This window comes from Rhizobium rosettiformans, assembly GCF_016806065.1.
In the GTDB taxonomy this organism is placed as follows: Bacteria; Pseudomonadota; Alphaproteobacteria; order Rhizobiales; family Rhizobiaceae; genus Allorhizobium.
Map to the genome: position 1 here is coordinate 4,352,964 of NZ_CP032405.1, position 12,975 is coordinate 4,365,938.

The following is a 12,975-nucleotide window of genomic DNA, read 5'->3' on the forward strand; positions in this document are numbered from 1 at the left end:
GCTTTCGCCTAGGATTGGAAAAGCCGTGAATATTGCGTCTCGTGGCGCATGCTGAGCGTATCGGCAATCACGGTCGCTGATCCGAGATCGTCGAGGCCGAGCTCGGAAAATCTGGAGACAGCATCGAGAATGCGGCTTTCCGATGCAGCGAGGATCGCCACCCCGCGCGTCTGTCCGATCACCCCGAGGCGGATCGCGACGGAGACATATTGCGACATCTGCGCATGCAGAAAGGCGGCAAGCGCGTCCGATCGGTCGACGCCATGGGATGCGGCCACCGCACCAACAGCGACGCTGTAGGGAACTGGCCCCGCCAGTGCGTCGATCACCGGATGCGGCCAGGCGGAAGCGGCCTTGACGAATGCCTCGCCGAGCCGGGTAATTTCAGCATGCCGCTCCGCGGACCCCGCCAACGCCGCCGCGAGTGCAATCAAGTCGGAAAGCGCCCTTCCCTCGCTCTGGCAGCGATGCGCTTCGGAAAGCAGGATCACATCATTGCGCAGCCCGCCATCACTCATCAGCATCTGAAGCCAGGCCTCGACCGCGTCACCATCAACGACATGGCCCTCGACCACCGCGCTCTCGAAGCCCGCGGAATAGGAGAACCCACCGACCGGAAAGGCCGGGGACATCCAGGCCATGAGACGCAGGAGCGCCTGGCGTCCGGCAAGGCCACCGGCTCCGAGTTCAGCCGTGGCCATGGCCGGCATCCTGGTGCCCCCCTCCGTGGCCGTTACCATGGGCATGATAGGCCCCGCGCACCGGCTGGAACGGCTCCACGACCTCGCTGACCTCGGCACCGAGCCCGGCCAGCATGTCGCGGATGACGTGATCGCGCTGGATGAGAATGCGGTCGGTCTCGATCTGGGCCGCCAGATGCCGGTTGCCGAGATGCCAGGCGAGTTCGATCAGATGCAGCGTGTCGCGCGCACGGATCTCGAAGAGCCGCTCCTCCGCCGCCTGGATCTCGATGGTCGTGCCATCGTCGAGCACAAGCCGATCTCCATGATGAAACAGCACCGGCTCCTTAAGGTCGAGCATGACCATCTCGCCATTGTCGAGATGCAAGAGCTTGCGCCGCAGATGGCGCCCGTCATGGGGAAGCACAACGACGCCATCAGGCGCGTCGGTGATGAAACCGGCGGGTTTGAAAGACGTTGCACGCTGCATGAAAACTCCGGCATGGCTGTTTTTTGAACCATGCACAGGAATGAGGCAAACAGCAAGATCGTTCTTCAGCCCCGGCGCCCTATGGCCGCAAAAAGCTGAGCATCATCAGGCGCATGGTCGCCCGGGAAGGCCTCGACGAGGGCGAGCGAATTTTCGTGGAAAACGCAGTCCCGTCCGCTCTCCTTGGCCAGATACAACGCCTTGTCGGCCCAGGCATAGACGCTTTCGGGCCTCTTGCCGGGCGTAAATTCGGCAACGCCGGCGGAAACTGTGACGCGAAGCTCCGCATCCTGATACAGGATCGTTTCGGCCGCCACACGGCATCTCGCCTGCTCGACAAGGGCGAGCCGTTCGGCAACGCTGCCGCCTCTGATGATGACGCCGAATTCCTCCCCACCAAGGCGAGCGACGAGATGCGCTTCGCCAAAGACCTCCTTCAACAGCGAGGAGATGGACTGGATGACGCGATCCCCCGTTTGATGGCCGTAGCGGTCATTGATCGTCTTGAACCGGTCGACATCGATGATCGCCAGGGAAGCATCCCGATCCGTGGCGAGAGACACCTCGTTGAAGGCACGGCGGTTGGCGAGACCGGACAGTGTGTCGGTGCGGCTGAGGCGCTCGAACTTTCGCCGTGACAGCAGAAGTTCGCGCAGCACATGGCCGGCGACGAAGGCGCAAGCCGCCGAAAGCACGCCGCCGAACAGCCAGGAAAAGGCCACCATCAACCGCATCGTCTGGTCGATCGGGGTGGCGACGACATTGAGGACATAAAGGAGCGGCAGCAAGACGAGGCCTGCCAGGCTGGTCACGATCACCGCCCGGAAACCCACCGACAGGGCAAAGCGACGGACCGCGCCGGCGCTGTCCAGCGCCCCCACATCGACCTGCCGCCAAAGCCATTTGCTGCCGCGACTCAACCGCCCGCTCCTTCATGAAGATGCGTACTGGATTAGGCAGTGTCGCTTCCCCAATCCCTAATCGAATCGCTAAAATACGATCGATCGCCGCATTGACTTCGGAAGCCCCTAAATTGGACGAGATTGTCATCCGATGACGCGCGGTTAGATGATGAGGGCCACGCCTCAGGCGCCGTGGTGAAGATCGATGGAAAGATCGAGCAATTGCGGCAGGGGCGTCCACCAGCCGGTACGCACCCCACCCTCCCGCAACACCGCAGCCGTCCAGGTGTTGCAGCCGATGAGGGCGTTGAAGGCACCTTTGGCCTCGAAGAACACATCGTCGGCACCATAGGCAGCACCCGGAATGGCAACCGGCAAACCGCCATCGCGGATGAAGCTCTCCCGGATCGCTGCGATCATCCGGCTGCGCTCTTCCGGTGTCACGATGAGCGGACGCACGGTGGGATGGCCAGGATCGATCGGACCGGCAACAGAGACATGCAGCACGGAGCGGTCAATGGTCAGAGCCTTCAGGACCGGCAGCGGCCGGATGTCACCCCAGGTCGGCGTCTCGATGTAGAAGGACCGCCCACCCCAACCGATGATCAGATAATCGACGCCGGGCATGTCGACCGGCAGGCCGGAGGGGACGAGATCGGCAAAGGCGGCCCTGATTTCGTCATCGACGGGCAGCGCGATATCGGTATGGATCGGATTGGCGAGCAGCAGGACCTGGCTCTCGCCGCCGACGGATGCCTCCGCAGTCGAGGTCAGCGGGCGGGGCACAACTGTTCCCAAGGCCAGAGAGACCAGAAGGGCGGCCAACAGGCCGCCCATCCATTTCAGCAACCGGAGAGCCGCAATCATCAGAACAGGAAGTACCGCTGCGCCATCGGCAGCTTGGTCGCCGGCTCGCAAGTCAGCAACTCACCATCAGCGCGCACTTCATAGGTTTCCGGATCCACTTCCACATGCGGCGTCGAGTCGTTGTGGATCATCGACTTCTTCGAAATTCCGCCACGGGTGTTTTTCACCGCGACCAGCTGTTTGGCGACACCGAGACGGTTGCCGAGGCCGGAATCAATCGCCGCCTGGCTGACGAAAGTGACGGAGGTGTTGGTGCGTGCCTTGCCATAAGCGCCGAACATCGGCCGGTAGTGCACCGGCTGCGGTGTCGGGATCGAGGCGTTCGGGTCGCCCATCGGGGCAGCGGCAATCATGCCGCCCATCAGGATCATGTCGGGCTTCACGCCGAAGAAGGCCGGGTTCCAGATCACGAGATCGGCGCGCTTGCCGACTTCGACCGATCCGATCTCGTGGGACACCCCATGGGCGATCGCCGGGTTGATCGTGTATTTCGCGATATAACGCTTGGCGCGCATGTTGTCGTTGTCGCCGGTCTCGGACGGCAGGGCGCCGCGCTGACGTTTCATCTTGTCGGCCGTCTGCCAGGTGCGGATGATGACTTCGCCGACGCGACCCATGGCCTGACTGTCGGAGGAGATGATCGAGAAGGCGCCGATGTCGTGCAGGATGTCTTCCGCCGCGATCGTTTCCTTGCGTATACGGCTTTCGGCAAAGGCGATATCCTCAGGGATCGACGACGACAGGTGATGGCAGACCATCAGCATGTCCAGATGCTCGGCGATCGTATTGACTGTGTAAGGCCGCGTCGGATTGGTCGACGACGGGATAACGTTCATCTGGCCGCAGATTTTGATGATGTCAGGCGCATGACCGCCGCCCGCCCCTTCCGTATGGAAGGCGTGGATCGTGCGGCCACGGATGGCATTGACCGTATCCTCGACGAAGCCGCTTTCGTTCAGCGTGTCCGTGTGGATCATCACCTGGACGTCATACTGGTCGGCGACCGAGAGGCAGCAATCGATGGCGCCAGGCGTCGTGCCCCAGTCCTCATGCAGCTTGAGCGAGGTCGCACCTCCAAGAACCATTTCCTCAAGCGCGCCGGGTAGCGAGGCGTTGCCCTTGCCGGCAAAGGCGAGGTTCATCGGGAAGGCATCGGCGGCCTCGATCATCCGGGCGATATGCCAGGGTCCGGGCGTGCAGGTGGTTGCAAGCGTGCCATGCGCCGGCCCCGTGCCGCCGCCCAACATGCACGTGAGGCCGGACATCAGCGCCTCCTCGATCTGCTGCGGGCAGATGAAGTGGATATGCGCATCCATGCCGCCCGCGGTGACGATCTTGCCCTCGCCCGCGATGGCTTCCGTGCCCGGACCGACGATGATGTTCACGCCTGGCTGCGTATCCGGATTGCCGGCCTTGCCGATCGCAACGATCCGGCCGTCCTTCAGCCCGATATCGGCCTTCACGATCCCCCAGTGATCAAGGATCAGCGCATTGGTGATGACGGTGTCGACGGCGCCATCCGCCCGCGTTACCTGGCTCTGGCCCATGCCGTCACGGATGACCTTGCCGCCACCGAACTTCACCTCTTCGCCATAGGTGGTGAAATCCTTCTCCACCTCGATGAACAGTTCCGTATCTGCAAGACGCACCTTGTCGCCCGTGGTCGGACCGAACATCGAAGCATAGGCGGCGCGGGACATCTTGTAGGACATGGGCGTCAGGTTCCTTGGGAGAGGGAGGAAGCAAAGAGAGGTTGCAGCCGCATCACGCGACCGCTGGCGATGTGACGGTCCACCAGACGGCGCTCGGCTTCGAAGGGATGGCCATCCCAGCCGCTGTGGCCGAAGCCCGCGAGGATGATGGTATCCTCGGCATGTCGGGGATCGGTGAGCAGCGCCTGAATCACCACCATGCCGCTCGACGGCACGACATAGGGTTCGGCATCGAGCGCCAGAAGCGCCTCATCCAAGGCCGTGTGCACGTCGCCATGGATGATCCGGTGCTGCTTGCCATTGGCTGTGGCAAAGGTCGCAAAACCGTCGGTGTAGTCGTCGCAGAAATCGTCGAGCTCGGGATGGCTGATCGCCAGCTGCGGCTTGAGTTCGGCGAACTTGTCGGGATCGCGGACGGACCAGATCTCGGCAGTCCGTTGCACGGTTTCGCTCTCGCGCCATGCGGGATCGGCGAGCATCTGAGCCCCCGGTCGCCCGGTGTTGCAGACGGCGATGATGTCGGTCTTGCGTCCGGCTGAACCGAAATTCCGGCTGCCGTTGAAGCGGATGACAAGATCGGCAGCGTCGATGAGCGCGGCCACCCCGTCATCCACCGGTCCATTGCCGACAATCATGATCTGTCTCGCCTGAGCCATCGCGTCACACCCTCAAAAGAGCCCGACCAGCGATTTCAGTTCCTCGATGCGGCGCCGCGTCAGCTCCGCAAGGCAGGATGAAATCACCAATGGCTGCATCGAACCACCTTCGACCGAGTAACCTTCGACATCGCAGGCCGCGTCGCGATAGGCGAGCCAGGCACGCTGCGAAGCCAGAAGCCGCTTGGCTGCTCCATTGCCGTCCGATGGTGGCGTCGCCTTATCCCATGCGAGCATGGCGGCGCGCGTCTCGGCCCATTGGGCATTCATTGCGGCATCGGCTTTTCGATAGTCCTCGGCCGCACACTGGTTCATGTCGGCCTGGGTCTGGGCATTGTTGCAATCGACGTCCCGCACGTCCTCACCCGAGGCCGGCGCGTCTTGCAGCAATACGCAACCGCACAGCATCAGGATCACGCCCCAGTTCATCGCACGCCCCATGACCAAGCCCCCGCCTCGCGCATCTCAGAGGCCGCCCATGACCTGCTGGCGGAAACCATAGACCTCGCGCTTGCCCGAGAGCGGGATCAGCGTCACCTGACGCGTCTGCCCCGGCTCGAAGCGTACCGCCGTTCCAGCCGGAATATCGAGCCGCATGCCGCGCGCCTTGTCACGTTCGAAGAGCAGTCCGGCATTGGTCTCGAAGAAGTGGTAGTGGCTGCCCACCTGGACGGGCCGATCGCCGCTGTTGGAGACTTCGATTGTCACGGTCGGATGGCCGGCATTCAGTTCGATTTCGCCAGGTGCTGCAATGATTTCACCGGGGATCATGGGCCTCTCCTTCAGCGAATGGGTTCGTGAACGGTGACAAGTTTCGTGCCGTCCGGGAAGGTCGCTTCGATCTGCACGTCGTGGATCATCTCGGCAATGCCTTCCATCACCTGGTCGCGGGTGATGACATGGGCGCCCGCCTCCATCAGATCCGCCACCATCCGGCCGTCCCGCGCACCTTCGACAACGAAGTCGGTGATCAGCGCGATCGCTTCCGGATAGTTGAGCTTCACGCCCCGTTCCAGCCGGCGCCGGGCCACCATGGCGGCCATCGCGATCAGCAGTTTGTCCTTTTCCCGCGGCGTCAGATTCATGCGTGCTCCAATGGCGTGATCGTCAGAGAGTCCAGACTTTTGGCACAGACGCGCCCCCGCGCAAGGCCGAAATGACGGGCAACAGGATTTTTCTCAAGGCAAAACCGTCGGATGCAGCCACACGGGCAACAAGCTTGCCTTGCCAATGACTTACGCCGCCCATTTCTTCACCGATCTGCTGACGAATTGGGCGGATCAGCGCTTCGGCACGCGGGCTGATAAGGATGAGAGTCGCAAAGGCCACACGCCCGGCCAGCACCGCCGGCGACGCCACAAGGTTGGCGACATCGCCCTCGAGTTTGAGCTCTTCGGCATGCAGCAATTGCCCTTCGCGGCGGATCCGCCAGCGGTCGCGAACCAGCCCCGCATTCATCGCCTCCCCCATGGCCTTGCGCCCGAGCAGGATCGCCTCGACGGCCAGGAATTCGGCGTCCTCGGCGAGATCGACCTCCAGCCGGCGCGTCAGCGATGCGTTGTCGAAGAGAATGCTTTCCTGTGGCAGCCAATGCATCTTGGCGCCCTCGCCCACCTCGATGCGCGTGGTGATCTGTCCGGTACCGGCAGAGGCCTTGTAGATCTTCTCACAGGCCTGCGTGGTCGCGGTGAGGAAGCATCCCGGACCGGCGCGAAAGCTCCAGTCGAACTGGTCGCCACCGGTAATACCGCCCGCAGTGTTGATCGTCACCGCTTCGAGCTCGTCGGTGAAACTCTCAGGAAGGCGGATCTTCGCCGCCCCTTCCTGATAAAGCTCGGCGATGCGCGTACGCCCGCCGAGCGACTTCGTCACAAGTCGTCCGACACCGACGGCGCGTTGCTGTCTGGTTTGCTTGTTGGCGTGCACCGTGTCCCCTGCCCGCCATCGCTGATCGCGGCGGTTTTCTGTTTATCGCTGCAGGCAGCGTTGACCGCGACTGTCGCAATCATCTCGCCGCCCGAGGCCTTGAAGAACTCCCACATTCTGTCGGTCGCATCAACCTCGCGGATAGCCTTGTCGTCATTGTTGGACGCAAGCCGGAAGCGGACCGTGCGGGCCGGCCAGGCATGGTCGGCGCTGGCAATCACATAGGAGACGACGCTGGTGCCGGCACGGCAGCCGGCATAGGTCGCCACATCGGCATTTTCGCCTGTCTCAAGCGAGGCCCGCGTGTCGCAACCATTCAGCTCGGCCCAGCGGTTGAGCGCCACTTCGCCGCCATAACGCCAATAGGCCCGGCCACCGCCCTCGAAGGGATTGACGTGATCCTTCTTGCCGGAAAACGCGATAATCGACACCGGCCGGCTCGGCTGGCAGCTTTCGCGCCGCGGCTGCCAGACACCGTTTTCCTCGACCGGGGTACCGGCGCGCAGGCCCATGACGAAGCCGGCAGCGGCAAAGTCACCGAAGCCGTTGCAGATATATTGCGACAGCATGCGCCCGCCGCCGGAATAGCCCGAGGCATAAACCTTGGTGGCGTCGATGCAGAGCGTCTCTTTCGCAAGCTTCAGAAGCTCACGAATGGCGGCGGATTCATCCGCGCCGTCACCTGCGGTGACGCCCGGCACGTTCCAGGCATGCGTATTGGGCAATTCGCCCTTCAGGCTGCCGGCCAGCGCCATGACCACGAAGCCCTCGCGCTCCGCCACTTCGTTCCAGTGGCTGCGGCCAAGCTGAACCGTCGGATTGCTGTTCGAGCCGTGGAAGTCGAGAACCAGCGGAACCTTCTTCTTGCCCGTGTAGCTCGGCGGGATGACATAGACCGCCTCGCGTTCCACGCCACCGGACTGGAAAGTGAGGCCATATTGGCCAGGCTCTATCGGGCTGCCGCAAGTGGCCGCCTCAGCAGCAACGGCCGAGAAGCCGAAGAGAAAGAGCCCCGCGACCGCACGAGCAAATACGCCCGTCCGAGCGCGGTGGGATACCGTGCTGGTTGTCATGGATGTGCCTTCTGTTCGCAGATGCGCGTTCAATATCACGCGTGTCCCCAGCATCAACCCGACTTCGCTAATAAATCATCAACCCTGTCATGCAAAATCACACGGTCAGGTGACGCCGCGCTTCCGTCGTATCGAGCGTCTCAGCGGCACCCTGATGGACGATCTCGCCGCGATCCATGATGTAAACGTGATCGGCAAGCTCCCGGCAGAAATCCAGATATTGCTCGACCAGCAGGATCGCCATGCCGGTTGTGTCTCGCAAGTAGCGGATCGCCCGACCGATATCCTTGATGATCGACGGCTGGATGCCTTCGGTCGGTTCGTCCAGCACCAGTATCTTCGGCCGTGTCACCATAGCCCGCCCGATCGCCAGCTGCTGCTGCTGGCCACCGGACAAGTCACCGCCGCGCCGCGACAGCATCGTATCCAGCACCGGGAAGAGCGCGAAGATATCATCCGGAATGAAGCGGTCCTTGCGCTCCAGCGGCGCATAACCGGTTTCGAGATTCTCCTTCACCGTGAGGAGCGGAAAGATCTCGCGGCCCTGCGGCACGTAACCGACGCCTGTCCGCGCCCGGTTGAACGGCGCCATGCCGTTGAGCTTCTGGCCGTTGAAGGTGATCGTTCCGGCCGACACCGCGTGCTGTCCGGTGATGGCGCGGAGCAGCGACGACTTGCCGACGCCGTTTCTGCCGAGCACGCAGGTGATCTTGCCCATTTCGGCGTTGATGGAGACACCGCGCAGCGCCTGGGCGGCGCCGTAGTGGAGATTGACGTTTTCGACTGTCAGCATGGCATTTCTCTTTTCATATCAAAGTCGCCCCTCATCCGGCTGCCGCCACCTTCTCTGAGGGCGGACAGATGGTTTGATCTAAGTGTGGCGAAGGGCCGTTTGAATTTAAAGAGAAATTTTCAGCGTTTTGGACAGATGGTTTGATCCTTTCGCGGAAACTGCGCGGATGAGCCCACACCTAGAAAAGCTGGAGGTGTGCTAACGCTTTGATTCCAAACAATGTGGACAAACAGCGAAAACACGAAAGGTGTGGGCTCCGAGCAAGAACCCACACCTTTCGTGTTTTGGACTGAAAGCATTTGTCGGCAGATTAGGAAGGCTAGTCTGGCCAGTCTGCTACCGCCGAAACATAAGCCAGCAGTTCGCGATCAGTACGTTTTTCTAAGTCTTCACATACGGCATAGGCTGCATCGATAGTGTTAATGTTTCTGACTGTAGAATAGTCATGTATCTTATTCTCCAAATCTTCTGTGAGAGATGGAAAGTTCGCGGCCCACCAGAGCAGACGATTCTGTTCGCTCAACCCCACCATCAGTGGTCCAAGGCGGTTATAGAGCCAAAGCGCGGGAATGCTCGCCGTCCAGTTATGTGACTCCGTTGGAACAATCGTCCGCTTGAGTTCTGTTCCCGGCAGAAGGCTGTCAGGTGATATACCGAGCCTCTGCGCAATTCGCTTAATCGTCTCGTGGCTTGGAAGCCGTCGACCAGCCTCGTAGTTCGACCAAGCCGAGCGACTGACATCCATTTGGTCGGCAAATTCAGCCAACGTTTTGCCCCCTCGGAGTTCCCGAAGGCGCTGCCCGATCTGTGACATTGTTTCACTATCGAAAATTCTTCTTGATGTTTTCACTATCGTGACATACTCTTCACATTGTTTCGCTGGTGTGTAACACGGAATTTCGAGCAATGAAACAGGCTGAGCAGATCAAAAGGGACTTCGAGAGCGCAGGCATCAGCATGCGGGAATGGGCAGAGGCCAACGGCTTCAACCCGCGTACCGTCTATGCTGTCGTAGACGGCAGCCTGAAGTGTAAGCGTGGCGTTAGCCACCAGATAGCAGTTGCACTCGGAATGAAGGAGAGCCGCCCCGTTCACCACCTTACCAACGTTGCAAGCGGTAAGAAGTGACGCAGGGAGCAGGTTCAACTCAATGATGGTCAGCCTCTCCACAATCCGATCTGTTTCCGCAAGCCACGGATATCCCGTCGATAAAACGAGTTTAATCAGACGTTTGGATAGAGACGGCGTTCTTCGAGTTCAAGAGCGCGTGCATCGCGGTCAGGAAGGGTTCGTCTATGATTTTGAGTCGCTCCCTGAGGTCCTTCGAGTAGCTTTGCGCGACCGGGTTGGGGCTGCACCATCGGCGAACAAAGTGGCCTGGGAAAGATACTATCAGGCACCTCGTTCCCTCAGGGAAGACGCCGAGGGCCGTCTGTCGATGGTGCAGGACCTGTTTCGCCTCGTCAATGCTGGGCGCGGTATCGTCGAAGCCCAAGTTGAAGTGTCTGAGGCGCATCGGGTCAGTGTCCCAACGGTAAAGCGAGCCTGGAAAGCAATCCGCAACGTACCTGAAGCCGACTGGCTTCCCGCCCTCGTCAAGGACTACAGGCCACGCCAGAAAGAGGATATCCCGCAGGAAATCCTCAATTATTTCTTCGCTGACTACGGGCGCGTCGAACAACCACAGCTACAGGCTGTCTGGGAACGCACGGTGCGTGCCGCTGCCAAACACGGCTGGGGCCAAGTGCCGAGCGCGAAGACCCTCAAGCGGCGCTGGGAGGCGTTGCCGCCGGATGTTCGCATTCTCTGGCGTGACGGCGAAGATGCATTGCAAAATGCGTATCCGCATGCCGAGCGGGATCGTTCCGGCATGAAACCGCTGGACATGATCAGCCTGGACGGACGCGAATGGGATTTGTTCGTTCGTCTTCCCGGCCATGCGGGCGAAGAGGGCCGGATCGTTCGCGTTTGCGTCGTCATGGTGCAGGACGTGGCAACAAACATGATGCTCGCCTATCACATCGGCGAAACGGAAAGCGCCGATGCCTATCGCAGAGCGCTTTGTCAGTCGTTCGTGAGCTACGGCATCGCAAAGGTGGCCCAGTTCGACAACACCCGCGCCGCCGCGAACAAGACGATCACCGGAGGGGCGAAGAAGCGCAACCGCTTCAAGATCAAGGATACCGATCTTCCTGGCATCCTGCCCCGAGTCGGCTGCGAACCGATCTTCACAAAGCCCTATAACGGTCGTTCAAAGACCGTTGAAAGAGGCTTTGCCGAGGTTAAGGAGCGCTCTGAGAAGGACCCGCGTTGCGCTGGAGCCTACACCGGGCGCAACCCTACCGAAAAGCCTGAAAACTATGCGGAAACCGCCATCGACCTCGCTACTTTTGAGCAGGTCCTTGCCGAGGCCGTCGAGCACTACAACACCCGCACAGACCGCAAGAGCAAGGTGGCTTACAAAATCTCGCACCGTCAGGCCTTTGAGGCAGGACTTGAGACAACGCAGGTTCGCCAACTGGCGGAGAAGCAGCGCCGCTATTTCTTCTTCACGGCGAAGCGCGTGACGGTGTCGCCATCTGGCACCGTCTCCATCGGCAAACGGCCCTTCATGAACCGCTTTCATCATGAGGCTCTGCTGGCATTTGCAGGCGAAGAAGTCGTCTTCTTCTACGATCCAGACAACCACAAGGCTCCCGCCTGGGCAGAAACGGTCGATGGTCGCAGGATCACCGATGACATCGTCTGCATCGAAGCGAGCGGCTTCTCTTCCACAGAGGATGCTAAGGCATACGAACGCGAAAAGCGTAAATCTATCAAGGCCACGAAGGCCAAGGCCGATGCTATCGGACGAATGTCGCAGATCGAAATGAAGTCGGCCCTTGCGCCGTTGCCAATCGATAAGCCGCCGTCGCCGCCCATCGTTCAACCCATCTTCACCAGGACGCCAACCGTCTCACGGACGGACAACATGGACCAACTGGCCGAAGTTCTCCGGCTCGCTCGCCGAGGCATGGAGATCGAGAAACGCGCAGTCGGCTTTGACGACTGAGTGTTTGGCCGAAGGCGTTCGCAGCGCCTCCGGCCATATCCAAAACCGAAAAGGAATGTGGAATGGACAGAGACCAGAATAGTACGCCACCGCCCGAACAGCAACAGGGCGACCCGACACGGGTTTACGTGCCGACTCCGACTTCCCAGCATATTCTGGCAACGCTGGAATTCGCCAAGGAAGACGGGGAAATCGTCTCGATCTCGGGCATGCCTGGGATCGGTAAAACGCAGTCTCTCAAGCAGCTTCAGCAAACCTCGCGGAATGTCTGGTACTGCGAATTCTCCGACGACACGTCCAGCGTCTTCGCCACTCTGACGGAGATCGCCGTAGCCCTTGGCATCAACGAGGTGCCGAGCAAGCCCGACGACGTGCGCCGCCAGATTGTCCGGCGCGTACAGGGATCGCAGGGGATTATCCTTTGCGATGAAGCCCAGCACCTCAACCACAAGGGCTTCGAGGTCATCAGGACCATCCATGACCGCAGCGGCGTTGCAATCGCGTTCTGCGGCCATCTGGACCTTGCCGACAAGATCGCTCGCCTTCCCCAGCTTTCGGGCCGCATCACGGCTCCGCTGCGGATCGGCGCGGCTCGCGCTGAAGATGCTGACGCACTCTTCGACGCGTGGGGTCTGACGGATAAGCGCTCGCGGGAATACCTGCGCCGCTATGCGGCCAATGCCACAGGCCTGCGCCGGATTGCCAAGGCCTTCAGGCAGGCTCGCCGGATGGCCCTGGGAGCCCAAAAGCCGATCTCTTTCGAGCACATCCGCGCCGCCTGGGCGTCTCTCCAAGAAACCGTCATCGAAGCGTGAGGACCGGAC

16 protein-coding genes are annotated in these 12,975 nt (G+C 61.0%); 3 read left to right on the forward strand and 13 right to left on the reverse strand.

Translation table 11 applies throughout. The features are described from left to right. Positions 1-8: 8 nt before the first annotated feature. From D4A92_RS21415 to D4A92_RS21475, 13 genes are all read right to left on the reverse strand, one after another. Positions 9-701: an urease accessory protein UreF gene (locus D4A92_RS21415; RefSeq protein WP_203017195.1), complete on the reverse strand. Its 693-nt coding sequence runs from the start codon at positions 699-701 to the stop codon at positions 9-11. Then, positions 688-1,170, reverse strand: a complete 483-nt coding sequence (ureE, locus tag D4A92_RS21420; protein WP_203017197.1) for an urease accessory protein UreE — start codon at positions 1,168-1,170, stop codon at positions 688-690. The genes D4A92_RS21415 and ureE overlap by 14 nt, the downstream gene beginning before the upstream one ends. 65 nt (positions 1,171-1,235) lie before the next feature. Then, positions 1,236-2,090 carry a GGDEF domain-containing protein gene (locus D4A92_RS21425; protein ID WP_203017199.1) on the reverse strand — a complete coding sequence of 285 codons (855 nt, stop codon included), beginning with the start codon at positions 2,088-2,090 and terminating at the stop codon, positions 1,236-1,238. A gap of 165 nt (positions 2,091-2,255) precedes the next feature. Then, complete coding sequence (locus D4A92_RS21430) at positions 2,256-2,939, reverse strand: TIGR02117 family protein (protein ID WP_203017201.1); 684 nt, start codon at positions 2,937-2,939, stop codon at positions 2,256-2,258. Continuing rightward, complete coding sequence (ureC, locus tag D4A92_RS21435; protein WP_203017202.1) at positions 2,939-4,651, reverse strand: urease subunit alpha; 1,713 nt, start codon at positions 4,649-4,651, stop codon at positions 2,939-2,941. Before ureC ends, D4A92_RS21430 begins: the two co-directional genes overlap by 1 nt. Positions 4,652-4,656: 5 nt before the next feature. Beyond that, positions 4,657-5,307: a Urease operon accessory protein gene (locus D4A92_RS21440; protein ID WP_203017204.1), complete on the reverse strand. Its 651-nt coding sequence runs from the start codon at positions 5,305-5,307 to the stop codon at positions 4,657-4,659. 12 nt (positions 5,308-5,319) lie between these two features. Continuing rightward, positions 5,320-5,748 (reverse strand): lysozyme inhibitor LprI family protein, encoded by a 429-nt coding sequence (locus D4A92_RS21445; protein WP_203017205.1) that lies wholly within the window; start codon positions 5,746-5,748, stop codon positions 5,320-5,322. A gap of 24 nt (positions 5,749-5,772) precedes the next feature. Then, entirely contained in the window at positions 5,773-6,078 is a 306-nt protein-coding gene (locus D4A92_RS21450) for an urease subunit beta (protein ID WP_203017207.1), read from the reverse strand. A gap of 11 nt (positions 6,079-6,089) precedes the next feature. Then, entirely contained in the window at positions 6,090-6,392 is a 303-nt protein-coding gene (locus D4A92_RS21455; protein WP_054148370.1) for an urease subunit gamma, read from the reverse strand. Positions 6,393-6,414: 22 nt separating this feature from the next. Further along, entirely contained in the window at positions 6,415-7,233 is an 819-nt protein-coding gene (locus D4A92_RS21460) for an urease accessory protein UreD (RefSeq protein ID WP_203017209.1), read from the reverse strand. After that, positions 7,176-8,306 carry an alpha/beta hydrolase family esterase gene (locus tag D4A92_RS21465; RefSeq protein ID WP_203017211.1) on the reverse strand — a complete coding sequence of 377 codons (1,131 nt, stop codon included), beginning with the start codon at positions 8,304-8,306 and terminating at the stop codon, positions 7,176-7,178. The genes D4A92_RS21460 and D4A92_RS21465 overlap by 58 nt, the downstream gene beginning before the upstream one ends. Positions 8,307-8,403: 97 nt before the next feature. Beyond that, positions 8,404-9,099 carry an urea ABC transporter ATP-binding subunit UrtE gene (gene urtE, locus D4A92_RS21470; protein WP_203017213.1) on the reverse strand — a complete coding sequence of 232 codons (696 nt, stop codon included), beginning with the start codon at positions 9,097-9,099 and terminating at the stop codon, positions 8,404-8,406. Positions 9,100-9,418: 319 nt separating this feature from the next. After that, complete coding sequence (locus D4A92_RS21475; protein WP_281435270.1) at positions 9,419-9,913, reverse strand: helix-turn-helix domain-containing protein; 495 nt, start codon at positions 9,911-9,913, stop codon at positions 9,419-9,421. A gap of 92 nt (positions 9,914-10,005) precedes the next feature. On the opposite strand from D4A92_RS21475, the gene D4A92_RS21480 reads away from it, so the two are divergent. The 3 genes from D4A92_RS21480 (at position 10,006) to D4A92_RS21490 (ending at position 12,966) form a co-directional block, all read left to right on the forward strand. Continuing rightward, on the forward strand, positions 10,006-10,227 hold the full coding sequence (locus tag D4A92_RS21480; protein ID WP_203017217.1) for a DNA-binding protein: 222 nt from the start codon (positions 10,006-10,008) through the stop codon (positions 10,225-10,227). A gap of 22 nt (positions 10,228-10,249) precedes the next feature. Next, on the forward strand, positions 10,250-12,151 hold the full coding sequence (locus D4A92_RS21485; RefSeq protein ID WP_203017218.1) for a transposase domain-containing protein: 1,902 nt from the start codon (positions 10,250-10,252) through the stop codon (positions 12,149-12,151). 62 nt (positions 12,152-12,213) lie between these two features. After that, positions 12,214-12,966, forward strand: coding sequence for an AAA family ATPase (locus tag D4A92_RS21490; RefSeq protein ID WP_203017219.1), 753 nt, complete (start codon positions 12,214-12,216; stop codon positions 12,964-12,966). Positions 12,967-12,975 lie beyond the last annotated feature (9 nt).